Here is a 24,841-nt window from a genome sequence, read left to right as displayed (position 1 = left end):
TTTTAAATATGTGCCTCAAAGTTATAAAAAATGTTTTTATCTAATAAGGAGGAGTCCTGGTGCAGTTATTTACAGATGTTGGCCGCATGTTAATCCAATATAAAAAAGCAAACTCTCAGGTGAGGCGTGCCATGATGCAGGAAATAATTGCAGGTATCAAGAAACTTTCCGGACAAGTAACTCATCAAGGGGAAGCAAAGAATCACTATAAAGTCTTGGCTTATGCAGCGACGTTTATTAACTACGCTGATGTTTTACAACGTATGGAGAACCAGCAGTATTTTGATATTTTATTAGATTTCTATGACATGGAAATGGATGAACAATTACGCTCTTGGTTTGAGTTTGGTAAAACTTCAGGTCAAATGAGATTGAAACATCCAATTCATGACTATACACCAGAGATTTGGGAAAAATTTCGTGCGGCACAAAAAGCCCATTTAAAGAAAACCAATAAATCACATCTTTTTAATTTGGATGAGCTTAATATTGATTGTCCTCCTGCTTCTCAGTTATACCCCATTCAAATTCAAATGGGTGGAAAGCTTGAAAATGAAGCAGTAGATAGAATCCATGTCGATGCACAAGGGCGAATTCGTTTTGCGCAACATCACGGATTTTATCTTTTGCCCGGAGGAGGGATGATTGAAATAACGAACGCCGCCAAAATTGATGATTTGCAGCGCAAAATACTGGAAGAGCATTTGGAGGAAGAACATGCAAATCTTTATATAAAGGCGGAGAAATTATATGATCAATTAACTCCGGATAATTTTAATTCTGCATTAACAAAAGCATTTTCAAGTAAGCAAGCACTCTCTTTGTCTTCGGAGCTGCGCGGTTGGTTGCAAGAGCAAGTTTTAACCAAAGAAAGCAATGCGATGCGCCTGCAAATAATTATTGCGCGACTTGACCATCAAATCGAGGATGTAAAGAAGAATCTACAACAAAAACACGCTAAAGAAAGTCAAGCAAATAAGCAGCATAGACTTAAGTCACTTATTGAATTACGTGCTGGCGTACAGGTTCAGACATTTGAATTAACCTTGTTATTTACTGAAGCATTACACTACATAAAGAAAAATACTGTTTGTGTTGATATTCAACAGTATCTGGACACTCGGGTTCTGGGTGGTTCGCAAATATCTCACTGCTTTATTATGAGCGGGCAGCCTTTAGAAGAATGGTTTGCTACACAGTTTAATGGAATTGATGGTGAGTTTGGGGATGATATTTCGGGATCTGAAATTGAACGATTGACTTTACTTGAAGCATTATGCAAATTTAGGAAGATTAAATTTTCCCATATATTGATTGGATTAGCCGCTTATGAGAAATGCCTCGATAACGGAGCATTACGTGTTGAAAATATCTGGAATGGTGCCCAATTTGAAAGAGTACGCCAAGTGATGCTTGATGAAGCCTCTAAATTTTTGGAGAGGTAACATTCATATAATTCCTCTACATACCGGGCATTAAACCTGACGAGTCCCACAAAATTGTACAATTTTTTTTGGGATTCGTTAGATATAAAACGCAGTGGCGTCCTGGTTTTTGCTGAACTGAGTTCAGTCTGCGTTATTTTTCGTAAAAGCAGCATTGATTTATCAAAAATTAAAAACGAAAATAACCCTTCAGTTTTTCTCCAGCAATTTATATTTTGAAATGAGCTTTCTATGTCAGATGCTTTAAGTCGTTATTATCTACAGGCTATGGGAATCGATCTCTGGGAGATACGCCAGCCTCATTCTTCATGTGAGCAGGATTTATCTGCATTAGCCAAAGAAGTAGCTGCGTGTACTCGCTGTTCTTTACATAAAACCCGCACGCAAACTGTTTTTTTCCGCGGCAGTGCAAAAGCGAAACTGATGATTATTGGTGAGGCTCCAGGTTTTTATGAGGATAAACAGGGACTTCCCTTTGTAGGTAAAGCAGGAAGTTTATTAAATCAAATGTTGCAAAGCATTGGGATAGTTGAAGAAGAGGTTTACATTGCCAATGTTTTGAAATGCAGGCCGCCCAATAACCGAGATCCTCAATTGGATGAAATTACTCAATGCAGTTCTTATCTAGCCCGCCAAATTGAATTGATTCAACCTCATTTGATCTTGGCTTTGGGACGTTTTGCAGGACAATTCTTACTTAATCAACCGCTTCCTCTGAAGCAATTACGTAATACATTGCATCACTACCATAATATCCCCTTCATGGTAAGCTATCATCCTGCTTATCTTTTACGTAATCCAGCCGATAAGAAAAAAGCATATCTTGATTTATTAACTGCAAAAAAATGGTTAGTAGAGAAGAGTTCTTAAAAAAACTACATATCCAGGAGAGATTCAATCGATTCCATTTCACTGCACCAATCTAAAAACTTTAGGGGTGTTACCTAATTTTTGGACATATAATGTATGGCCTGAATGAACGCCTCATCAGAACAATTTTTCTTTGGTACATCTGCTTCCTTACACAACCCGCCATGAGGCATCAAACCTTTTCCACGCTTCATGCTATATAATAAATAATCCATTGCAGTTTTATATTCTGTAGGATTTTTTTTGACCTCCAGTTCAGCGTTTTTAAAACGGGTATTCCATGCTTTTTTATCAAAAGCAGCGGGAGCTTTCATCCCAATTGCAAATTGAGGTGCGTGGCAACTTTGACATGTTATTGCATAGGTATTTTTACCCAAATCATCGGCAAGTACGGAAGTACATAGGACACATAATAAAATAGCCAATAGTTTTTTCATTTTTCCCTCGATTTGATTTTATATCTCCTTTAAGCATACTCTAATATTAGCTCAACTCAAGATGACTTTATTTTCATTATCTGTATTGTAATACCCTACACTATTGAAAATAATACTATAATGTACATCAGTATTTAGGGGTTGTTTACATTGGATGGACTCAAAAGGAATTTGACTATGAAAGGAACTGAAAAAACGAATGCTTCAAGCTTAAAGAATCAATCTGCTCCTCCATCTGAGGTTAATAATTCCCAATATTCACTCTATAAAAATAAATTGGATGATTTTTTTTATCATATTAATAAATTGTACCAGGCAAATCTCGGTAAGATTACAATGGGGATGAGTCCTGCAGTAATTGGAACTGCTCATTGTGCTTGGCTTTTACAATTAGCTCAATCACCGGGACACTTATTGGCATTGGCTTTTTATCCTATCCTGCATACTGATGAATTTTTTGCACATCTATTGTGTGATAAACAACCAGCGCAAGGACAAGATGTTCGCTTTCATAAAGAGAATTGGCAATTGATGCCATGGCGTTTGTATGCTGAAGTTTTTCTCCAGATTGAAGAGTGGTCTTGTTATGCAACACGAAAAGTTCCCGGACTGTCCAAACGATCAGAACGTACGGTTTCTTTTTGTATTCGTCAGTTACTTGATGCTTTATCGCCTTCCAATTTTGTAATGACTAATCCCGATCTTTTTTATGAAACAATTCGTTGTAGCGGGATCAATTTGATTCAAGGCACAGAGATTGCTGTGGAGCATATGCTAAGAAGATTGGCTGGTTTGCCTCCTCCTGGCGCTGGAAAGTTCAAACCAGGAAAGAATGTTGCGATTACTCCAGGAAAAGTAGTATTCACGAACCATTTGATTGAATTAATTCAATATGAGTCCAATACTGAAACTGTTTTTAAAGAGCCAATACTCATCTTACCTGCATGGATCATGAAATATTATATTCTGGATTTATCCCCTGGAAATTCCTTGGTTAAATGGCTTGTTGAACAAGGACATACGGTCTTTATGGTCTCATGGCGCAATCCAGATGAAAAAGATCGTGATTTAGGGATGGATGATTATTATCGCCAAGGTGCAATGGCAGCTATCGATGCAGTAAGTAATATTTTACCCAAGACAAAAATTCATTTGGTAGGATATTGTCTTGGTGGAACTTTGGCAATGATTACAGCCGCAGCAATGGCAAGAGATAAAGACAGTCGTCTTAAAAGCCTTTCGCTCCTTGCAGCCCAAGGGGATTTTACAAAGGCAGGTGAGCTCATGTTGTTTATTACCGAAAGCGAAATCGCATTTCTTAAAAACATGATGTGGGAAAAAGGGTACCTTGATCCCAAACATATGGCTGGATCTTTTCAGATGTTGCGCACCTACGATCTGATTTGGTCAAAAATGATTGACGACTACATGACGGGTAAAAAGCGCGGCATGATTGACCTGCTCGCCTGGAACGCTGATGCTACGCGGATGCCTTATAAGATGCACACAGAATATCTTGAGAAACTCTTCCTGCAAAATGATTTCGCAGAGGGGCATTTTCGTGTTGAAGATGAAATAGTAGCGCCAAGGAATGTCCATGTACCAATTTTTGCAGTGAGCACCGAACATGATCATATCGCTCCTTGGGAGTCTGTATTTAAAATCCACTTGATGATGCATACGGATATTACCTTTGTATTGGCAAGCGGCGGCCACAACGCAGGAATTGTCAGTGAACCCAATCATCCTGGACGCTATTATTCTATTCTTGAAAGCAAAAAAAACATGCCTTATATAGGGCCCAAGAAATGGGTGGGGAAAGCAAAAAAAAGTGATGGATCCTGGTGGTTTGCTTGGCATGAATGGTTAGTGGACAACAGTTCGCAAAGACGTGTTTCACCGCCGCCTCTTGATTCCTCATTACCTTCAGCGCCTGGAAGCTATGTGATGCAAAAATGAAGCGGGTTCAACATAATTACTTATAAAAATTGAATCTTGGTTACTGTATTGAGATGTGTTAAATTTAGCTTTTCACAATTTTTTTGGAACCCTATGATGAATAAATTCTCAATTACAGCAGCATGTTTCATTATTTCAATTTCAGCAAATGCATTCGCAAACATGCCTCATCTTAAAATGAATTTTAAGAAAACTTATTGCGATAATCAGGAGTTTTTAGGGAATAGCGCGTCAAAAAGACCGCATTTGCATTGCGGTGAAACATTTATAGCCTACAAAAAAGCGAGTGGCGATCATTTAAATATCACAGAACCTGGAACGTGTGGCAGAACAGACAACGTTTTTGATGATATTAAAGCGAATAGAAATGCATTTACAGATTATCAGGGTATCTATAATGCATTGGTATCATTCCATCAAGACGGTTGCCCAAATCAATAACATCTGAGTCACAGTGGTTGCAATATCGTAGCCTGGGTGCAGCGCAGCGAACCCAGGTTTTCCTCTCATCGATTTCTCTTGGTTTACTGCACCAAGCAAGATAAGCAGTTACTCAAATAATTTCAGAACGTTCTCAGGCGGACGTCCAATGATGGCTTTGTCTTTATAGGTAACAATAGGGCGTTGCATTAATATGGGTTCTTTGAGCATGGCCTGTAACACTTGATTTTCATTATCCAGTGACAAGCCCAGCTCTTTAAAAATAGGCTCATCGGTTCGCACAAAATCTTTAAGTGCAAAGTGAGCCCTTAAGTTGTTCAATTGATCTAGACTAAGCGGAGTTTTAAGGTATTCAACAATAACTGGCTCTACACCTTTACTCTGAAGAAGTTCCAGCGTTTTTCTTGATTTGGAGCATCGAGAATTGTGATAGATTGTAATTTCTTTCATATTGTTTAAGTTTTGTTGAGATAAATTTGAAACTATAACATGTTCTTTGTATTTTCTCCTTATTTTAATTTTAGGCATGGATATCGATGAGCAAGGTAACCTGTTTGTTTGCAAGATTTTTTTCGCGTCTCAATGGATTCAGGCTGCAAGCGGCTGTCTCTTGAGCACATCTCTGCCTACACCCCGCGACTTGTTCGCGGGGGCCAGTGTTTTAAGAGCAGATCTCCTGTATTCCGCGGACAACACTGTGAACAAGAGCTTATTGACTTCAAGACAAAACTTCTTTTTACTAACATCTTAAAGTCAACATTGGGTAGAATCTTATGCAATTTACTATTGTCCCTATTCAAGAAAAACATATTGAAGCATTTTGGTCGGCGGTGGATAGTGTTGCTCGTGAGCGTAAATTTTTAGCTTTTTTAGAAGGACCACCCATCCAACTTACTAGAGATTTTGTTTTAGATCATATTAAAAATAATTGGCCTCAAGTTGTAGCAATGCATCAGGATCAATTGGTGGGATGGTGTGATATCAGTCCGCTTGACCGACCTGTTTTTGCTCATGTTGGGTCTTTGGGAATTGGCGTCATTGCCCCGTACCGAGGACAGGGCATAGGAGAGGCTTTATTAAGCACGGCACTGCAGATGGCTCAATTAAAGGGGCTAACGCGTATAGAGCTTACCGTGCGTGAACACAATAAGGCGGCAATTGCATTGTATGAAAAATATGGGTTTGTAAAAGAAGGGATACATAAAAATGCGGTGCGAATCGATGGGGAATATGAAAACCATATTTTTATGGCTTTACTTTTTGAATAGAAAAAGAATGAATCACGGATGCAAGAGTGTGTCTCATAGTCGTAGCCTGGGTGCAGGGCAGCGGAACCCGGTTTTTTTGTTCCCCAATTTCCCGGGTCATGGCCACCCAGGCTACACTAATGAAATGTTATGATCAAACTGTAGGGTTTCCTGCTCCCCAATCTCCCCAGGTTACAATGAATTCCTGCACCTAGGCCTTATGTAGTTATTGTTCATCAACTTATACCACATTGTGTTTGATATTCAGAGGAGCTTAGATTGGCTATATCAATTAATTGTTGATCCAGTGACGTTTTTAATCGAACGAGTTCGTTTTTCATATCAATTACAATTGTTTTTACATACTTAAGAGTTTGATTATAAAAAAATTCTGATGAATGGTGATTTAATGTTTTAATTTCATCAGCAAAAATTTGATTCACGTGTTTAAAAAAATCATTGTCGCTCAGATTCCCTTGATTAATTAGGCTAATAATGCGTTGCTCGCTTTTAAAGAGATTGTCCAAATCACAAAAGCAGTGATCAAGGAGAACAGCACATATTGGTAAGTCCATTTCTGTTTGTTCATCGATGGGAATGGTTTTAATTTTTTCTTGAAACATATCAAGGCATTCGATCTGAAAGGGGGAAAGTGAATTCTTTTTTGTGTTTTTTAAGATATTTAATAACATTTTTTTAGTACTGGGCATGATATCGATCCATAGTTATTGCAAAGTGCGCAAATCATAACATTAGTGAATATAATTTTCACTTTAAATCAATGGATACCAGGGTAAACGCACTAATAGAGCAATATAAATCAAAATGTCTACGTTACACGCTTTATTAAACTTACTTATTTTACACTAATAAAAAAGAGCGAAAAGGAGACTACCATCTCAAACAAAAAACTAACCGAACGTTTACACTATGAACTTAATGAACTGGGTGTTCCTGCCTTAATGACAGAACGTGTTCAAGCGTGCTCCAAAATGTTCGAATTGCCTAAATTTAAAATTGAAGCGTTATTGCACGGAGTTGCTTTAGATATCATGACCATGCAAAAAATTGCCGATGAACTTGAGGTAAGCACCGATGGTTATTTGGAGCTTCTCAAGAAAAAACAAAACACTAATCCAAAAATAAGCCGTAGGTTGGGTCATTTTGACCCAACAAAATTACTAAATCATGGAATATCGAAGAGTAATCGTACCCGGAGCGGTTTATTTCTTTACATTGAATTTAAAAAATAGAAATAGTGAGTTATTAATCAAAGAGATTAACCAATTACGAATAGCCTTTCAAAAAATAAAAAGAAAATACCCTTTTAAGATCGAAGGCATTGTCATTTTGCCCGAACACCTTCATATGATGCTCAGACTCCCAGCAGGAGATGGAAATTACTCACTCAGAATAAGATTGATCAAAATTACTTTTACGCATCAACTTCAGATTAATGAATCGATTAGTCCATCAAGAAAGAAACACGGTGAACGAGGAATTTGGCAGCGACGATTTTGGGAGCATCTCATTCGTGACGAAAAAGATTATGAACATCACTTCAATACATTCACTTTAACCCTGTAAAGCATGGATATGTAACATGTGCCTCTGGATTGGTCTTATTCAAGTATTCATCGTCACATTAAATCAGGACTTTTACCGATAAATTGGGCATGTGAACATGATTTTAGGAACGATCCATTTGGAGAGTGAGTGGAATTGGATTTGTTGGGTCAAAATGACCCAACCTACGCTTGCTATACAAATAGAGAGCCTTTTATGATTTCTTGTTCTGCAAAGAGGAGGTTTTTATACTTAAATCTAATGAATATATATGATTTAATTTTTTCCAATTTGAATTTTATTTATCTTTATGTTTATTAATATTCTCTTAACATTTTTTTTGTATAATTTAATTGAAAGTACTGAAAAGAGTAAGTTTTGCAAATTTTGATGATAAAAAACACATTTTGTGCTATTATATTCATATGTAATAGTAAATGCAATAAATAACTTTGGGAGATATTTATATGAGAAAGAAATTTCAGAAAGCTGTAAAGGGTGTACGAGAATTCGTTGGTGAGGTAGGAAACGAAGTTCTTGAAAAGCCACAGTTTTATAAAGATGTGGAAAAGTTGATCAGTGAGCTTGACGCACTCTCGAACGATAGAGCTCTGAAGAAAGATCCAGACTCAAAGGATGCTCTTGCAGCTGCGGGACAACTAAAATTTTCACTGGAGCAGGCCAAAAATACATTTGATCAAGATACAAAGGCTTTTTATGGCAAGGGAATGCATCCAGGTGATTATAATCTGGCATTACATGCCTTTGCAAAAGCGAGTGTCAGTGCCATCCATGAACATCAAACAACACTAATGGCGGCTCCTGGTGTATGGAATAAGCTTAAAGCAGCCATAAATAATGTACTTGAATCATGGCTTAACATTAAGGATGCTTTAGGAGAAACTAAAGTTAGTAAAGTAGGGATGTATGGTGAATTTAAAAATAGATTTGAAAAAGTTAAGGATGACGGAAAGGAGAAAATAGAGGATATAGAAAGTAAACCGTTCGGACCACATAATAATTAACAGCTCAGGTTTGTATCCTTAAAAGGTAAGCAAAAAGAAAATACTTGAGATAGGAGAAGTGATTTTATAGCACCAGTGAAGATCATCACTTCTCCATATTTATTTTCAAGTTTGTTCGATTATAAAATAACCTTAGTATTTTTTAAAGCTTTGGAGATAAATATAAGGTTGACTGTCTTTGTAGAGACATTGAATAGCGATTAAAAAATGGTCTCCACAAAGAACTCTAACAGTTCATGTTGAATAAAAAATTTTCATACTATATTGGTTTTTGTCAAGTTAAGAATTTCGTAGAACTTCACTAGTGTAATAAAAATGATTTAATTGTGTGATTCATAGACATCGTTTCAATTAATTGATAGATTTACCCGCCTTATGAAACAGCAAATTAAAGCTAGATTAACTTGGGTAAATCTTTATCTTGAAACTAAAGATGCAGGATATGTTTGTCGTAAATGTGGATTTCTCGTCCTACCCTGAGAAAGTGGTCCAGACGATACTTAGAGACTGGTATCGATGGATTAAATGATCAAAGCAAAAAGCCTCATTTGTCGCCAAGTAAGAAGTTAAATTCAGAGCTGATTGAACTAATTCTTGATTTGCGTATTAGTCGTAATCTTGGCGCTAGGCGTATCCAAACTGAATTGATAAGATTGCACAACCATCCGCTTTCTTTAGCAAGCATCCATAAAGCGTTAACAAGCAACCAAACACAACCAATAAAAAAACTTAAGCGTAAAAAGAAATTTAAACGCTATAGTCGCCCTATTCCTGGTGATCGTATTCAAATGGATACCTGTAAGATAGCACCCGGGATTTATCAATATACCGCTATCGATGATTGTTCTCGTTGGCGTGTACTAGAGGTTTACAAACGCCGCACAGCCACTAACACACTACATTTTTTAGACTTGGTTCTGGAGCAATTTCCTTTTCCTATACAGCGTATTCAAACGGATAGGGGTCTAGAATTTTTTGCCGAAAAAGTTCAGCTAAAAATGATGGAATTAGGTATTAAATTTAGACCCAATAAGCCAGCTTCTCCTCATTTAAACGGCAAGGTAGAGCGATCGCAAAAAACAGATCTTGAAGAGTTTTATGCTATTACAGATTTATCTGACTTTGAAACTCTTAGAGAAGAGCTAGCTCAATGGCAATTTTTTTATAACTGGCAGCGTCCTCATGGTTCACTAAAAGGAAAACCTCCCTCGGCTATCGTGGCTGAATTAAGCAAAATAACCCCCTTCAGTGAAGAGGTGAGTAATAACTATAAAATAGACAATGAGCGCATCCAAATAGCTAATTATCATACTGATTTGATTATGAAAAAATTGAAAGGATCTCTATGAATCACACAGTTAATAGGTTTTTCTAATGAACCAAAATCATTTACGATAATCGTCTTGTCCTGCTTTTTGGCAATCAAGGAGATACGACTCTATCTCCTTTTAGGGTTGACATGAAGATTTTTCTGTCAATAAAGTATCATCTTCTGTGTTTGATTTAAAAAACACAATATTACCTCTACTCATTGGTTTTTTAGAATAACATTCGCTTAACTGTAATAATAGCTGCTCCATTTCTTCGTAATTTTCAGCTTTAGGGTCATGACAATTCGAGCATTTTAAAACCCTAATACTGTTTTCGTTTACTGCAGAAATTAAACATTTAATACCCTCAGACGAAACTCTTCCATACTTAATTTTTAATAATGTAAGATTTTGACTCTTCGCCAATGCTTTTATTCCTTTTAAACTCTCTGTTTCAATCAGTGTCGGTTGTTCTATATTTTCTGCATCTTCTTCATCTATATCGGAATGATGAAGATTACCATCAAGAGGCGCAAGTTTAAAAGGAGTAGTTGCTATTTGCAGTAAATTAGGGGCAACATAACCAATACAAGATTCACTTAAGTCTAACGCCTTGAAATACTTATTATCTGCCAGCATAACCACGCCATCCGCATCAAAATAGTTCCCCCCAATCTTTAGCGACTGAAGATTTTGATTTTGAGTCTCGGCAATGCTCTTTACTCCCTTGTTAGACAATCTATTTGAGCTGATATTTAAAAATTTTAAGCTTTTATGTAACGCCACGTATTCAGCTCCCTCATCATCTAAGGTGTTATTTGATACATTAAGTGATTCTAAGGTATCATTTTCTTTACAAAACTCCTCAACACCACTGGCATGTAGGTAGTTAAAAGAAAGGCTTAATTCCTTTAGTGATCTATTATTTTTAAATCCTTGGAGGGATTTAATATAGTTGTTATCTAAATTTACTTTTTCTATATTATGTTCTTCGATGAATTTGGAGATTTTCTCTATGTGCTCATCTGAAATTCCCTGGTTTGAAAGGTTAAGGCTTTTGTTGATTGGATCATATTTTTCTAATAATATACTTTCATTAAACTTAGGAAGCATTTTTTGCACACCTTTTCTATAAAAAATTAATTGTATCAAAATAACCCTAATTAATCTATAAATTAACAATGCTTGATTTCATCAAGCAATAAGTTAACAAGAAAAACATTATCCCTCTCTTCGATTGTGTATTCATCTTAGCTGTGAATAAGTGTTAACTTTCCTCAAGTTAATGATTTACAAATTGCTCCACTCTTATTCCACGAACTATACTAAAAGTAACTTTTATTTTTTGTAAAGAGATTTTTATGAGCTTAGAAATATTAAGAGAAAGGCTTCAATTACTGTCTTTTGTTGAGGATGACAGTGATTTATCTTTTATGGAGAAAGTCTATAATGCTCATGTTCGCGAGGTGAGAGAAGTTTTAGAGACGATTCTTAAAAAAGAACCAACGAATGAGGGAGTTTATAAGCTTTTAGAAGATTACCTTAAGGAACATTGGGAAAAAACAAAGGGTTCGGCGGTATGCTATACAGCGATTCCGAACACTGATACAACGAAGGTGCTGTGCTATGCAGCTGAGCTGGTATGTTCTCATAAAAACAAATTATTAGACAAGGACAAGCATTCACCTTTAGTGCCTCTTGAGTTTCTAATGCCTGAGTTGCATATGGAGTCGATAATGGGGGGGTATCGTCCACTTAAGGCCATAGAGCAAACTGTTTTCTGGGACGAGGGGAAACAAAAGAAGTTAGACGCTTTATTGGTTGAACGAAGTGAGCTAAAAGAGGTTTTTTCGGAGGATGAACAAAGCAGAATGGTCGAGCTAAGAAGTAGAATAAGCCGGCTAGGAGCTAAAATAAAGGAATTAGAGGCTAAGGATAAAGAGGGTAATGCAAAAGAAATAGATGAATATAGAAACGCCTTAGGTCAACAACAAAAAGTGTTACACGAGTTAGAAATGTCAGATGGATTTGCAATAAAATCACTTAATACCAAAAAACTCCGAGAATTAAATACATTAGAGCAAGAAAAAGCCCAATGGGTCAGAGAAAACAATGGATGTAGAAGGGAGGGAAAATGGTTGGTCCCAACTTACGACATCGCAACGATTTTATCCCAATATGTGTTAAGTGCTGATAGCTCAATGCTTATTCCCATAGAGGTGTTATTAGATAATACTGAAAATCCTATTAATCCTTATAGTACAGACTATAGAAAAATATCTTCGGAAGAAATGTATCGCATGGCCGCTCACTCTCCAGAGTCACGGGCGCTGGATGAAGCAAGAAAAAGTTTGGAACGATTAAAAAGCGATAAGAGTAATTTACTGGGACATTTAACCGAGTTAATTAGACAACTACGTTTAAATGATGCAAGTGAAGGGACTGGAAATGAAGAAAACGCAGGTACTGGTGCCTACCCAGCTATTATTCGTTTTAGTGAATATTATCAAACACTAGATGACGAAAAAACAAAAATTCCAGATGATTTACGAAGCGAAATAGATTTGCTGCTGTCATTATCCTCAGATTCAAGTCAAAATATGGATGCAACAGAAAATCTAGCGACCTGTATTGCTACCCGACGCACTAATTTGCAGTCGCTCAAAGAAAAGTATGTTGCTTTGTTGAGTACGATTGCATGTAGTGAACAAACAATGGCTAACCTCATTCAGGAAAAAGAGCAGGAAGTCAAGCAGGCAGAGGATATATTACGTAAATCCTTAGAGGAAAATAAATATCAAGGATTAGATGTTTTACCTATTACTAAGGCTTTATTAGAGCGGTTGAATATCCAAGTAACTATTAAGTCTTTAGCGGATCTACGCGCCTTAATGACCTTAAGTCATGAAGAAATCAAAGAAGTAATGTATCAAGAAGGAGGTAATGAACAATTAGCTTCTGTATTTAATGATATTGAAGAGTTGGTAGTATTCATTCATGAGACACCAATTGATAAATTAGAAGTATTTTTCGCAATAACAAGTCCTCATCTTATGAAAAAATTGTGTCAAGATGAGATGGATACGAGCTCTGAATCAGACGAGACTGATAGAGTAAGTACACTATATGCCATATTATCTTCACTCACTCCGGAACGATTTAAGCTCGTATTTAACGTATTAAAAGATGCGAAGTTATCTTTTTGGGAGCTCGGAGAAATAGTTCAGCTTTTTTATAATGATTCCCAGCTGCTAAAAATACTGTTAGAGGAGCTTATTCCAGAAACAGAGCATCTAGCTGTGGTTACACACCTTAATGAGAGCGATGAAACCATAATACACCTCGTTGCAAGCAATCCAGATTCACTGAAATTCTTGCTGTCATTATTTATAGAGGAAGATAAATGTTATGAGGAAATAATAAGGGGAAATAAAAATGGAGATACTGTATTGCATTTGGCGGCAGACAATCCAGAATCTCTTCAAATCCTTCTACCATTATTCAAGGAAGAAGAGCACTATTTTAAGGCAATAACTAAGAGAAATAACTACGGCAAAACCATCTTGCATTTTGCTGTAGATAATCCAGACTCACTACAGATTATATTAGAGCGACTTTCGGAAGATAATCGTCTTAAGGCAATAACAGAGCAAACTAGCCAGGGATATACTCCATTACATCTATCGATAAACAAACCTGAATCACTACAAAAAATACTGGAATTACTCCCACAAAATAAGCGTCTGGAAGCGGTAATAAAGCCAAATAACAAAGGTCTTACCATATTACATTTGGCTTCAAACGACTTAGACTTATTGCAAAAAATACTGGAGCTACTCCCTCAAGCTGATCGTTTCGATGCAGTAGAAAAGCAAAATCAAGAAGGGCTTTCCGTACTTCATTTAGCCAAAAATAATCCGAATTCACTAAAAAAGATATTGGAATTGCTTCCACAGGACAAGCGTCTTGAAGCGGTAAGAATACCGAATGTACTTTATTTGGCTCTAGTAAATCCAACATCAATACAAATCCTCTTGGAGCCACTTTCTGGTAATGATTATTTTGATGAAGTAACAAAGGAAAATGAAAATGGTGAGATCTTATTGCATTTGGCAACAATGTATCCAGAGTCTCTACAAAAATTAATCGAGAGATTTTCTCAAGAGAGATTTTTCGAAGCAATAACAAAAGGAAATAAATATGGTATTACCGCACTTCATTGGGCGATAAATAAACCCGATTCACTTGAAAAATTACTCGAACGAATCCCTCAGGAAAAATATGTTGAGGCAGTAACAAAGCAGCGCGCGAATGGTGAAACTCTTTTGCATCATGCCTTAGACAATCTAGAGTCACTGCAAAAGTTACTTGCGCGAATCCCTCAAGAGAAATATTTCGAGGCGGTAACAAAGCAGGGTGAAGGTGGTAAAACTCTATTGCAACGAGCTGCAGAAAAACCGGAATTACTACTAAAGCTACTTGAGCGACTCTCTCCAGAACAGTGTTTCAAAGCAATAATGGAGGAAAATAAAAATGGTTATACTGTTTTATATAAAGCAACAGGCAACCCAGAAGTACTGCAAAAATTACTTGAGCTAATTCCACAAGAGAAACTTCTTGGGGCGGTAACACAAGAAAGTATAATTGGTGAAACGATGCTGCATCAGGCTGTAAGCAATCCAGTTTCGCTTAAGATCATACTGGAACAACTCCCACATGAGAGCCGTCTCGAAGCGATAACAAAACCAACTAAATATGGATATGATATTCTATATTTTGCCACAGATAAGCCAGAATCATTACAAATGCTACTACAGTTATTCCCAGAGGAAAATCGCTTCAGCGCAGTAACAAAGAAGAATACAGATGGCAAGAGTGTGCTGAATCTGGCGGCAGAAAAAATAGACTTAATGAAAGTTATATTGGAACTAATTCCAAAAGAAAAACGCTTCGAGGTGATCAAAGAAAAGAACAAAAATGGTGAAACCGCATTGCACCTGGCTGTAAACGATGTGGAATCTCTGCAAAAATTATTGGAACTACTCCCACAAGAGAAGCGTTTTGAAGCGTTAAATGAAAAAAATAAACAGGGGATAACTCCTCTGGATTTAGCTTTAGAAAATACTACTACATTGACAATTATATGCAATCTTGTTCCAGAAATTGAACAATATCTTGAGATAAAAGCTAAGAATAAAAAGATAACCATGTTGCATCGTGATGAGCTTAAGATAATGCAGCTACACGCTACAGCAAAACAATATCTTCCTGAAGATTTCCAGAAATTATCAAAGGAAAATGAAGAGCAGTTTCTTTGTGAATGTATGAAACTAATTAATCCACATGCCCGGTATGTAGAAAAATTTATAGTTAATACTGGAATAATACTTCCAGATAAGTACAATGCAAGTCACGTCAAGATGAGCAACAGAGAGGGTAATAATTACACACTATCTGTAGGTTCTGTCAATGCTTTCACTATTGAACAAGTCCCGGAGGAGCGTAGTATTACTAGAGAGAACTTAGTACATTCACTGCTTCACACTATGCTTTTTTTGTCGCAAGAGCAAGGCTTAAAGTTAGAAAAAATCATATAATCTGATTAATTACAATTACCATTAACGACGCAATTTACTAAGCTGGTTGCAAAATGATAATTGTTGTTTTGGTCATGAATTACTTCCCAATTAAACACGCCTCCAAATTCTGGATAAGTTCGTGGTGGAATATAGGTATCGCAACTTGATGGGCTGGCAACACCAGTGCGCAAACATTGGATGGCTCGTTTGATGGTACCAATGACTGCTGCAGGGGAGCCATCGCTTTGTCCTGAGGCATTAGGTGCAGGATAACCAAGGACAACTTGAGATGGGGTTAGATAACTGATATAAGGTTGGAACCCTGTCTGTTGCCCTGTGCTGGTAACTGCAGGCCAATTTTCTAGTAAATCGGTTGCCATGGCTACTGAAGCATTCGGGCTGCTTGTATTGTTTGGATCATAACAAATTAAGTCGATGCCAAAAGTACAGCCTGCATTATACATTTGAATGCCAATCCATTCTAAGGATTGGTGAGTTTGCATTACTAAAGAGGCGTAATTTCCCCAGGTTGCATCAAATCCTGATGTGGCGGCGATGTTGGCAGTTTGCGGGGCCAAGGTAAGCAGTAAATTCGGATGATTGGTATGCATAGCATTGATGATATTGGCTAAAACGGCGATATCACCGGTAGGATTGGTAAACGTTCCCCCTGCGTTTAACCCGCTTTCAATATCAAAATCAAATCCATCAAAATTGTATTGGGTTAATAAACTTTCTAATGAGCTAATGAACGTCTGTTGAAATGCTGTAGGTGAGGAAGCAGCAGATACTACTTGATGGAAATTTACTGTGGTATTGGGAATATTGGTTAAAGCACCACCTAAAGAAAGTAATACCTTAATACCCGCGTTATGTAGGGATTGAATGTAGCTTGCTGATACGGTATCGAAGGCAGAAGTAATTTGTCCTGGAGATGTTGTACTAAACACGCCAAAGGCTACAAGAATGTGCGTATAACCTGCATTTGCCAATGCAGTAGCGGGTGGTGGTGTTTGCCAGCCGGGGAGATAACCTATAATTCTGCCGCCTGTACTTGTATTTTGGGTATATGTGATTGTCTCAGTAGCAGAAGATGAGGCGGTTAAGGGTTGAGGAGAATAGCTGATTGTATAACCATTCACTACGGTTGCACTTACTGTATAGATTGCTCCATCAGTTAAGCTGACATTGCCTGTTCCTGCTCCATTGCTTAATGAAATTGTTGCAGTTACAGGTGAACCATTCGTGGGTGTAAAAGTTGCATTAATAGAAGAAAGAGAGGAGGGAGCTCCCGTGACCGTAACAGGAATATTGTCCTGCGTTACTTGAACGCAATTATAGGTAAGTTGCACTGTTGGAGCAGAAATTGCTGCGGTAGCCGATGTTGGGGCAAACGTTGGAGTACAATGATACCCATTATATGCGATTACTGGAGTAGAAAAAGTATAGCTGACTCCATTGGCTAACTGGCTGATTACATTAATCGTATTCCAATGAACTGGAGTATTGGTTGCGCTTTGATTATCCATACGGGTTAAGGTGACGGTAGGAATGCCAGCGTAGCCTGATAATTGTGAGGGCAATGCAGCTAAAGAGATATTGATGTTTCCCGTTGTTTGGCTTGCAGTATAGGTAAGAGTAGAAGAAACAGTGGTGCCTGCAGAAACCATCAGGCTTGCAGGACTTGCTACTCCTTGATACACGACGCCATTGCTGCCTGTAACCTGAGTCGGTGAAACGGTATAAATTCCCGCAGCCAGGCCAGCTATGAGTTGTTGTCCAGACCAGGGAACTTGTACCGCACTCACAATTTGTCCATTTAAAGTTAAATTCACTAAAGCATAGGTTTGTGATACATCGGCAGGTTTTGTTGTGGCATTAATTAAATTAATATTGCCCGTGGATACTGGAGAATTTAAATAGACAAGGACACTATTGCCTATGTAATCTGCAGTAGGAGCCCCGTAAATAATAGTAAAGGAGCTTCCTTTAGGCAATTTGCTGTTGGCACCCGGATACGTTGGAAACTGTAACGAGAGCGAAGATAAATAGGTGCCTCCACTTTGAGGTTGTGATGTAATTTGTAATGTATTAATGGGATAAGATAATGGTGCGAAATTTCCCCAAAACGATGTATTAAGATTACTGCTATTAGAAAATGTTATTGTAGAGTTTTGAAAATCTACCGTTTGATTGCAATTGTTAGTTAATTTTAAGGAAACGGTTTGCCAGTGCTTTGTGCCTGTTGCGCTAAAGCTCCCGGTAATACATGAGGTGGGTTGAGGCGCAACAATTGGAATTTTGGCAAAACCCTGATTGAAGAAAAACAAGAAACCGATTAAGAGTCCTATTTTTTTCATAAATTCCCTTAATTTACATAAAATTACTTATTGGTAAGTTCTTAACAATAAAGAGATTTAGAATTTAATGCAATACTTTTTATCCTACACATACCCTTTATGCCTGAGAGAACTTCATGAAATTTTTCAATTTTTAGCGTACTGCATTAAACGTTCTTTCCTACCGCGTACAACCATCCTACATACCGCGCTTTATGCGCGGTATCCAGAAGAAAGTTTTGGTGTACTTCTGGGTTTTGTTTCAAAGATAAGATCTCCTGGATACCGCATAAAGCGGTATGTAGGGATATGTTTACGTGATGCGTAGGAAGAAGGAAAAAATTTTTGTGAAAATGGAGATTGGAGATCCCTCTAGTGAAAGTCATTATAATCCATGGCCAATATTTGGGATCCTTTTCTATGACTTTTCGAGAAATCAAGCAGTTCAGGTGGATTTTTTTCACACCATCGAATTGCAGTGATTGTCGGCAGAGTATCCTTATTGTGTTGTGAAGACCATTGAGCATGTTCTAACAATAAACTTGCTGCATAGGTTTGTGCTAATGCAAAAGCAAGTTGTCGTGCTCCTGCTTGTTGCTCTTCATCACTCATCTGCGGCATAGACTGAATATAATTTTGCAGTTTTTGAATGGTATGCTGAGTTTTCACTTGAGATTGAATGAGTTCTTTATTGTTAATCTGGCTCAATCGTTTTTTGATGTCTTCAAGAAAAAAAACCGCTGCATTCTCTTTATGCATAGCGCGCAATGCGTCAAGACTTAGAATGTTGGTTGTGCCTTCCCATATGGATAAAACTTGTGCGTTCCTTAATAATTGTGGTAGTCCTGTATCTTCAATATAGCCCGCTCCGCCAAAAGCTTCTAAGGCTTCGCTAACTAAGGAAATTGCCTGTTTAGCCGTATAAAGTTTGATTAGAGGAGTCAAAAGCCTTAGTACAGTACGTTCAGTTTCTGTTGCTTCACCTAATTCCTCTTTTCCCAACAGTTCAATGGCATGAAAAACCAGATGGAATGCTGCTGTAAATTCTATTTGCATACTTGCTAATGTTTCCAGATGGAGTACGTGCTTTGACAAAGTATGGCCAAATGCAACGCGTTTTGTTGCATAGTCACGAGCAAGTGCAAGAGCACGACGCATGTAACCAACGGCACAACATGCATTGTATATACGTGTAATATTAAACAAAGAGGAAATTTTTTTAACTCCATCTCCTGCATTTCCAACTAAGAGGGCAGGGGCGTTCTCCAAAGTTAGTTCTGCTGTAGGCAAGGCGCGAGTACCTAATTTATCTTTTAGACGATTGATACGAATACCATTCAGTTTGTCTGCTGGATCACGAAGTTCCAGATAAAACAAACTGAGTCCTTTACTGCCTTCAGGAGCACCTTCAATACGGGCAAGAGTCATGGCGATTTGTGAGGTTGTGGCAGAAGTAAACCATTTAACGCCGCTGAGACGAAAATGGGAGCCATCTGGTCTGGCAATGGTTGAGGTGCCACTGACATCAGAGCCTCCTGTTCGTTCAGTCATCCATTGACCTGAAGTCCAGAAGTAGGCCGGATCAGAAGAGGTTAGATGGGGAAATGCATGTTTTTTTAAGGACTCATCTGCATAAAGCTCTAAGGCACGAGCAGCACCATCGGTCATTGCTAGAGGACACGTATAGATTGCTGATGAAGGATGAAACAAATACAATTTGGCAAATTGATGTATGCGTGATAAAGCACCATGCTGCCGTTCATAACCTATGGCAATTAATTTTTCTTCTGCAGAGATTTTGTCAAGCTCCTTCCATGCTTGGGACACTTCAATATGATCAATGCGCTTGCCCCAGGGATCATAAGGTACATGCCTGGGGGGAAATGCTTCAGCTTCTTGTCCTAATTTATAGATATCTTCAATAACTCGCTGACCAAGGTGATGCAACTCCGGTTGAATTTGCGTCAACATGGAAGAGGGTAGTTTCCATTCCAGATAAGTCTTTAAAACTCGATCTTCATCATATTGATTGCCCAAGCATGGAGGTGTTTGAAAAAAATCACTCATGGATCCATTCCTTTAGATTTTAATTCTATCTATCTTAACCGGCCTAAATGAAGGGGGCAATCCAGAAAAACCTTTATGCAGGGTCTCCTTAGGCCTCTTGACGGACTGAGTCTATCTAACTCGAGTCCGTCATGTGGAACTGAGAAAAATTAGGGATTTAGATCATTCTTAACTTCTGGTTTATCCATTTCTTTTTCCTGTTTACTGCAGGCTGAAAACAATCCTAATTTGCTGCAGGTTGCTTCATAATAAAGACGAGCTTTTTGATATTGTCTGCATACCATTTCTTGTACTGCTGTGGGTAAAACTCCTATAGTGCCATAGACTTTAACATTACCGGTGGGTTTTTTATCTTCAGGATATTTTTTTACTGCGGCTATAGCTTCCTGTAGATCATGAATGAACTTATCTTCAAAATGTTCAACTAAAGTATGTACGTGCGTCAAACATAGATGAAATCCATCAGGTTTTTGCAATAAATTCAATTTCCAATCACGTTTTTCTAATTCATCAGCGATTAAATGAGCGTTTAACGTATCACTGCGAAAACCCAGTATGGACCATTGCGGATTGCTAAAAATATAAATGTCTTTATTTCCCGATTCATTGTGTTTCGATAATTGTTCGACTCGGTCTTGAAGCCGTTGACGCATTGCGATGATACTTTCAGAAATTTCCTGATATTTTTTACGTCCATAATATGAGAGTGTGGTGTATATTTCTGCAACTCGTGCACCACTGGTTGAACCATCTAAAATGCCGGGAGTCGTGTAAAGTCCACCTGACCAGTTTAAAGCAGCATATACCGACAAAGCAGGAGAGTCATCACTGAATAGGCACACAGAGGTTCCTTTAGGACAACAACCATACTTATGCAAATCAGCGGAAATTGAGGTAACTCCCTTAACACGAAAATCCATAGGATTCTTTGAGGTATCGAGAAAAGCAGTTAAAAAACCTCCTAAACACGCATCGACGTGAAATGGAACTTCTTTTTCCTGTGCTAATAGGCCTAATTCACTAATCGGATCATGAATGCCATTCATAAAAGAAGGTGCGGAGCCAACAATTACGGCAGTATTGCTCGAAATGTATTTCTTCATTTCATTCGCAGTAACTGTGCCCGTTTTGGGATCGACTGGAACGGTGATGAGCCGAGCCCCTGTCAAGTCGGCTGCTTTTTTAAACGCTGCATGTGCTGTTTCAGGAACTACAATTTCAGGATATTTAATTCCTTTGGCACGTGCATGGATTACATAAGCAGCCATTGCTTCAATAATGCTCGTAGAGCCGCCGTGTGTGATCAGACCATAACCTTCTTTAGAGCCACCAAATAATTCCTGACACCAGCGGATAATCTCAGCTTGCATGGCGATAATGCGTGGCCATTTATCATGTAAAGGATTTGTTAAAGCAGTTTTAGCATATACTTCTTTAAGCAATTCAGTCAGTTCTTGAGGGTGAACGGCATAGAGCGCACCGGAATCTTGTCCATCTCCTTTCTGCACAGCAAATTTTCTTGCCTTATCATCACTTTTTATTCCGGAGAAATTAAAAAGACACTCTTCGGGATTGATACCGAATTCTTTTAAAATCAAACCAGGAGGAGTGCTTTCTTCAGGAATCTTATCTTGGAGCGCCATTTGAGCACGTAATTCCTTGAGCTTCTCTTTGGTACTTTGGAGATCTTTATTTAACTCCTTATCTAGGTGCGCCTTTACCTGGGGTAAGTTTTTACCCAAGCTATAGGCTGTATCAATCACGCGTTGCTTATATGTAGTATTATTTCGCGCTCGATAGGCTTGAGCAATTGCAGGGTATTGCTGCCAAAGAAAATAAAGAGCTGCTGTAGCGAAAACAATCTGATGAGCAGGAGTGTCTTTAAACGTTTCATCAAATCCTTCAAGAGCACTGTTAAAGAGTTCGGTAATATAAGTCAACATAATATACATCCTTTTATTTGAATTGAGGGCGCATTTTAAACTCGTTCAATGATGTATGTCACGAAAGGAGTTTTGCTTAACGATAATACTCGAGTTACACTGTATTTTTTTATGTAAGGTAAGCATCGATGAGATCACATAATCTTTTAACCTGGGTGCATCATCTTTTCTTGTTTTATAAAGAAAAAGTGTTTCAAAAACTATTACCAGTAACGATAATTATCGTGCTGTACGCTGAAACAATCGCTTATTTTTTTGAAAATGCGACACGCTATAGTTTAGGTCAATTCCATCTCATTTTTAGCTTTATCCTCACTATAATTATTAGTTTCAGGGTAAATACCAGTTATTCGCGTTGGTGGGAAGGGCGGATTTTATGGGGTTCAGTCGTTAATAATTGTAGAAACTTAGGCCTAAAATTTGATGCTTTTATTGGTTTACATGAATGCCCTGATTTTTATGAATTATTGAAAAAATTACCTGTTGTTCTCAAATCTCATTTACGCAAAGAAAATAAAGTGATCCAAACGGAGTTGCTTTCCTTACGCTTTCATGAGTTCGAAGGAAAAAACCCCGTACTTTTGATAACCCAAAAAATGTATCGCATTCTTAATCAATTGCGTCAAGAAAATAAGTTGCAACTGGAGCAATATTTAGCGCTGGACATCCATTTAGCCAATTTGATTGACATGACTGGAAGTTGTGAACGAATCGCAAATACCCCTATGCCTCCTGCTTTTGCTTTTTTTGTAAAGCAAGCAATGCTTTTTTATGCCATCATGTTCCCTTTTGGTTGGGTAAATACCTTCGGATTTTTGATTATTCCAATGATGGTCATGATCGTATATATTTTGTTAGGTTTGGAAATGTTATCCGAAGAGTTAGAGGAGCCTTTTGGTAAAGATGATAACGATTTGCCTTTAGGTATCATCGCGAAAAACATTGTTCGGAATGTAGAGCAAATAGCTGAATTTTAAGGTAAGTTTTAAGATGGATCTACGCATTTATAGCTTGGGACATGCTATCTTGAAAAATAAAAATACTTGGGTTAATTTTCTAATAAAAACAACTTATTAATCCATATTATACAATCGAATATAAATAACAGCCCAAGAGCAAATCATATAAGGAGGCTCAAATGGTAAATAAAAATACACAGGATCACGAACACTGCCATATACATTCACACAAACGTATCTCTTGGACCGCTGTTTTTGTTGGTGCCCTAACCGCACTGGGCCTTGGTTTTTTATTAAATCTATTGGGAATTGCTATTGGGTTAAGTGCCTTTAAAACGATGAGTAATGGATCAGTCCTAGTGGCTGTGGGTGGTTTTTTGGGAATAAGTATTGGTATTGTGATCTCCACGATTGTCGCTGGTTATGTCGCTGGTTACTTAGGGCGATTTTATTGTCCCGAACGTAATTTAGGGATCATTTATGGTTTTACTACCTGGGTTTTGGCGTTAATCTTGGGCGCTGCACTGATAGGACTTTTAAGTCAATATGTAGTAACCTATACCAACTCTGTTTCCCGAACAGTAGTAGCAGTTCCAATTTCAGTGAATCAAATTTCCACTCCTGTTGGTACTACCAAAATTTCTTCTTTAACAAAGAATGGCCAAAAAGAGGCTATAGTAGAAGTCAATGTGACTCCAACAAATCTGGCTTCAGGAGCACTTATAATTTTTGTACTGTTTCTCCTGGGAGCTGTATTTACTTGTATTGGCGCAAGTTGGGGAATGTACAGCAAAAAAGATAATGACTCGCTTTAAAAAAAGTATATCCAAACGGTATTTGCCTACATCTTCGGTGATGCAGGCAAAATATTCCAATTAAAAAGGGCAATTAAAATCATAAGGAAATACTACTGAAACACTGTTATCCGAACCATTTAAAATAACCGGCCCTGCTTTTAAAACACATTGACCAATAGCCGGTCCTTGAAACAAAGTGGGTGTTGAATACACGGTTGCACTGATTGTTAGAGGGGTAGGAGAGCAGGGCAATCTATCGATAAATTGAGGTGCTTTTCCACCGAACAATGTTAAGGACTTACTTAAACCAAATTCATTAGTCACATTAAATGCGACGTTTTGATTAAATTGCACGGGTGGTGTAGCAACAGCAACTTCAACTTTACAGTTTAAATCCTCATTTGCATAAGCAGGAATAAAAGCAGATAAGTTAATCGTACAAAGAGAGATCATAATCATTTTTTTCAACATAACAAACTCCTAATTTTGGATTATTATTGGGTTTAACTGATGAGCTTCTCGTTATAACAGACACCCAGAGAAGAATTCATTACTTCGCCAATGCCTGCCCTAAATATTGATATCATGTACCATAAGATAGGTAGAAAATCCATCAAGTCAGAAAAAAAGATAATTTATAGTACATTTTATGAGCATAAAATGATGCAAATTAATGAAGCACAAGGGTCTGTTTCCAGGATGTACATCGCAAATGGATCCCTGCCTTCGCAGGGATGACAGAGTCCAGAGAGGCAAATGCGTTCAGTCAAGTTTGAGCGCTTTGTAATCCCTGCGAAGGCAGGGATCCATCCATCAAAATAGTTCATAACTCAAATTAATCCACTGATGGATGAGAG

General features: G+C 37.8%; 17 protein-coding genes and 3 pseudogenes. 12 read left to right on the top strand and 8 right to left on the bottom strand.

The genetic code is table 11. From position 1 onward, the window contains the following. Nucleotides 1–59: 59 nt before the first annotated feature. Both Ltuc_RS10115 and Ltuc_RS10110 read left to right on the top strand, forming a co-directional pair. Nucleotides 60–1,445 (top strand): hypothetical protein, encoded by a 1,386-nt coding sequence (locus Ltuc_RS10115; protein WP_238584110.1) that lies wholly within the window; start codon nt 60–62, stop codon nt 1,443–1,445. Between the two features lie 231 nt (nt 1,446–1,676). Continuing rightward, the gene (locus Ltuc_RS10110) at nt 1,677–2,315 is read left to right on the top strand and encodes a uracil-DNA glycosylase (RefSeq protein WP_058521137.1); all 639 of its coding nucleotides are present in this window, start codon (nt 1,677–1,679) and stop codon (nt 2,313–2,315) included. Nucleotides 2,316–2,389: 74 nt separating this feature from the next. Here Ltuc_RS10110 and Ltuc_RS10105 read toward each other — a convergent pair whose 3' ends face one another. Next, the gene (locus tag Ltuc_RS10105) at nt 2,390–2,752 is read right to left on the bottom strand and encodes a c-type cytochrome (RefSeq protein ID WP_058521136.1); all 363 of its coding nucleotides are present in this window, start codon (nt 2,750–2,752) and stop codon (nt 2,390–2,392) included. A 177-nt stretch (nt 2,753–2,929) separates the two neighbouring features. Between Ltuc_RS10105 and Ltuc_RS10100 the strand changes: the two genes are divergently transcribed. Both Ltuc_RS10100 and Ltuc_RS10095 read left to right on the top strand, forming a co-directional pair. Beyond that, nucleotides 2,930–4,711 carry a PHA/PHB synthase family protein gene (locus Ltuc_RS10100; RefSeq protein ID WP_058521135.1) on the top strand — a complete coding sequence of 594 codons (1,782 nt, stop codon included), beginning with the start codon at nt 2,930–2,932 and terminating at the stop codon, nt 4,709–4,711. Between the two features lie 93 nt (nt 4,712–4,804). Continuing rightward, nucleotides 4,805–5,152 (top strand): hypothetical protein, encoded by a 348-nt coding sequence (locus Ltuc_RS10095; protein WP_238584109.1) that lies wholly within the window; start codon nt 4,805–4,807, stop codon nt 5,150–5,152. 108 nt (nt 5,153–5,260) lie between these two features. Here the strand turns inward: Ltuc_RS10095 and arsC are convergent, their stop codons facing one another. Then, nucleotides 5,261–5,602, bottom strand: coding sequence for an arsenate reductase (glutaredoxin) (gene arsC / locus Ltuc_RS10090; protein WP_058521663.1), 342 nt, complete (start codon nt 5,600–5,602; stop codon nt 5,261–5,263). Between the two features lie 323 nt (nt 5,603–5,925). On the opposite strand from arsC, the gene Ltuc_RS10085 reads away from it, so the two are divergent. Beyond that, nucleotides 5,926–6,420 (top strand): GNAT family N-acetyltransferase, encoded by a 495-nt coding sequence (locus Ltuc_RS10085; RefSeq protein ID WP_058521133.1) that lies wholly within the window; start codon nt 5,926–5,928, stop codon nt 6,418–6,420. A gap of 215 nt (nt 6,421–6,635) precedes the next feature. On the opposite strand, the gene Ltuc_RS10080 is transcribed toward Ltuc_RS10085, so the two are convergent. Then, nucleotides 6,636–7,109 (bottom strand): hypothetical protein, encoded by a 474-nt coding sequence (locus Ltuc_RS10080; RefSeq protein ID WP_058521132.1) that lies wholly within the window; start codon nt 7,107–7,109, stop codon nt 6,636–6,638. Between the two features lie 186 nt (nt 7,110–7,295). On the opposite strand from Ltuc_RS10080, the pseudogene Ltuc_RS15890 reads away from it, so the two are divergent. From Ltuc_RS15890 to Ltuc_RS10060, 4 genes and pseudogenes are all read left to right on the top strand, one after another. Continuing rightward, a pseudogene (locus Ltuc_RS15890) lies at nt 7,296–7,534 on the top strand (hypothetical protein). Between the two features lie 53 nt (nt 7,535–7,587). Beyond that, a pseudogene (locus Ltuc_RS10070) lies at nt 7,588–8,115 on the top strand (REP-associated tyrosine transposase). Between the two features lie 317 nt (nt 8,116–8,432). After that, entirely contained in the window at nt 8,433–8,990 is a 558-nt protein-coding gene (locus Ltuc_RS10065) for a hypothetical protein (protein WP_058521131.1), read from the top strand. A 375-nt stretch (nt 8,991–9,365) separates the two neighbouring features. Next, a pseudogene (locus Ltuc_RS10060) lies at nt 9,366–10,339 on the top strand (IS481 family transposase). A gap of 99 nt (nt 10,340–10,438) precedes the next feature. Here Ltuc_RS10060 and Ltuc_RS10055 read toward each other — a convergent pair. Beyond that, entirely contained in the window at nt 10,439–11,413 is a 975-nt protein-coding gene (locus Ltuc_RS10055; RefSeq protein WP_058521130.1) for a leucine-rich repeat domain-containing protein, read from the bottom strand. Between the two features lie 248 nt (nt 11,414–11,661). Here Ltuc_RS10055 and Ltuc_RS10050 point away from each other — a divergent pair, with 248 nt between their 5' ends. After that, on the top strand, nt 11,662–15,897 hold the full coding sequence (locus tag Ltuc_RS10050) for an ankyrin repeat domain-containing protein (RefSeq protein ID WP_058521129.1): 4,236 nt from the start codon (nt 11,662–11,664) through the stop codon (nt 15,895–15,897). A gap of 5 nt (nt 15,898–15,902) precedes the next feature. On the opposite strand, the gene Ltuc_RS10045 is transcribed toward Ltuc_RS10050, so the two are convergent. The 3 genes from Ltuc_RS10045 to Ltuc_RS10035 all read right to left on the bottom strand — a co-directional run bounded on the left by Ltuc_RS10045 (nt 15,903) and on the right by Ltuc_RS10035 (nt 22,228). Then, nucleotides 15,903–18,239, bottom strand: a complete 2,337-nt coding sequence (locus Ltuc_RS10045) for a glycosyl hydrolase family 18 protein (RefSeq protein ID WP_058521128.1) — start codon at nt 18,237–18,239, stop codon at nt 15,903–15,905. Between the two features lie 351 nt (nt 18,240–18,590). Next, nucleotides 18,591–20,285: an acyl-CoA dehydrogenase family protein gene (locus tag Ltuc_RS10040; RefSeq protein ID WP_058521127.1), complete on the bottom strand. Its 1,695-nt coding sequence runs from the start codon at nt 20,283–20,285 to the stop codon at nt 18,591–18,593. A 149-nt stretch (nt 20,286–20,434) separates the two neighbouring features. Further along, entirely contained in the window at nt 20,435–22,228 is a 1,794-nt protein-coding gene (locus Ltuc_RS10035) for a pyridoxal phosphate-dependent decarboxylase family protein (protein WP_058521126.1), read from the bottom strand. A 128-nt stretch (nt 22,229–22,356) separates the two neighbouring features. On the opposite strand from Ltuc_RS10035, the gene Ltuc_RS10030 reads away from it, so the two are divergent. Both Ltuc_RS10030 and Ltuc_RS10025 read left to right on the top strand, forming a co-directional pair. After that, nucleotides 22,357–23,205, top strand: a complete 849-nt coding sequence (locus tag Ltuc_RS10030; RefSeq protein WP_058521125.1) for a bestrophin family protein — start codon at nt 22,357–22,359, stop codon at nt 23,203–23,205. Between the two features lie 161 nt (nt 23,206–23,366). Continuing rightward, nucleotides 23,367–24,002 (top strand): hypothetical protein, encoded by a 636-nt coding sequence (locus Ltuc_RS10025; protein WP_058521124.1) that lies wholly within the window; start codon nt 23,367–23,369, stop codon nt 24,000–24,002. Nucleotides 24,003–24,062: 60 nt separating this feature from the next. On the opposite strand, the gene Ltuc_RS10020 is transcribed toward Ltuc_RS10025, so the two are convergent. Then, on the bottom strand, nt 24,063–24,455 hold the full coding sequence (locus Ltuc_RS10020; RefSeq protein ID WP_058521123.1) for a hypothetical protein: 393 nt from the start codon (nt 24,453–24,455) through the stop codon (nt 24,063–24,065). Nucleotides 24,456–24,841 lie beyond the last annotated feature (386 nt).

Origin of the sequence: Legionella tucsonensis (assembly GCF_001468035.1) — a bacterium.
Taxonomy (GTDB): Bacteria; Pseudomonadota; Gammaproteobacteria; order Legionellales; family Legionellaceae; genus Legionella; species Legionella tucsonensis.
This window is presented reverse-complemented; position numbering and strand designations above follow the sequence as displayed.

Excerpts from the sequence above, each read along its gene's own strand:
- Ltuc_RS10080 (WP_058521132.1), bottom strand. The coding sequence starts at position 7,109 with ATGCCCAGTACTAAAAAAATGTTATTAAATATCTTAAAAAACACAAAA.
- Ltuc_RS10050 (WP_058521129.1), top strand. The coding sequence starts at position 11,662 with ATGAGCTTAGAAATATTAAGAGAAAGGCTTCAATTACTGTCTTTTGTT.
- Ltuc_RS10095 (WP_238584109.1), top strand. The coding sequence starts at position 4,805 with ATGATGAATAAATTCTCAATTACAGCAGCATGTTTCATTATTTCAATT.
- Ltuc_RS10030 (WP_058521125.1), top strand. The coding sequence starts at position 22,357 with ATGAGATCACATAATCTTTTAACCTGGGTGCATCATCTTTTCTTGTTT.
- Ltuc_RS10020 (WP_058521123.1), bottom strand. The coding sequence starts at position 24,455 with ATGTTGAAAAAAATGATTATGATCTCTCTTTGTACGATTAACTTATCT.
- Ltuc_RS10110 (WP_058521137.1), top strand. The coding sequence starts at position 1,677 with ATGTCAGATGCTTTAAGTCGTTATTATCTACAGGCTATGGGAATCGAT.
- Ltuc_RS10025 (WP_058521124.1), top strand. The coding sequence starts at position 23,367 with ATGGTAAATAAAAATACACAGGATCACGAACACTGCCATATACATTCA.
- Ltuc_RS10085 (WP_058521133.1), top strand. The coding sequence starts at position 5,926 with ATGCAATTTACTATTGTCCCTATTCAAGAAAAACATATTGAAGCATTT.
- Ltuc_RS10045 (WP_058521128.1), bottom strand. The coding sequence starts at position 18,239 with ATGAAAAAAATAGGACTCTTAATCGGTTTCTTGTTTTTCTTCAATCAG.
- Ltuc_RS10100 (WP_058521135.1), top strand. The coding sequence starts at position 2,930 with ATGAAAGGAACTGAAAAAACGAATGCTTCAAGCTTAAAGAATCAATCT.
- Ltuc_RS10065 (WP_058521131.1), top strand. The coding sequence starts at position 8,433 with ATGAGAAAGAAATTTCAGAAAGCTGTAAAGGGTGTACGAGAATTCGTT.
- Ltuc_RS10040 (WP_058521127.1), bottom strand. The coding sequence starts at position 20,285 with ATGAGTGATTTTTTTCAAACACCTCCATGCTTGGGCAATCAATATGAT.
- arsC (WP_058521663.1), bottom strand. The coding sequence starts at position 5,602 with ATGAAAGAAATTACAATCTATCACAATTCTCGATGCTCCAAATCAAGA.
- Ltuc_RS10105 (WP_058521136.1), bottom strand. The coding sequence starts at position 2,752 with ATGAAAAAACTATTGGCTATTTTATTATGTGTCCTATGTACTTCCGTA.
- Ltuc_RS10035 (WP_058521126.1), bottom strand. The coding sequence starts at position 22,228 with ATGTTGACTTATATTACCGAACTCTTTAACAGTGCTCTTGAAGGATTT.
- Ltuc_RS10055 (WP_058521130.1), bottom strand. The coding sequence starts at position 11,413 with ATGCTTCCTAAGTTTAATGAAAGTATATTATTAGAAAAATATGATCCA.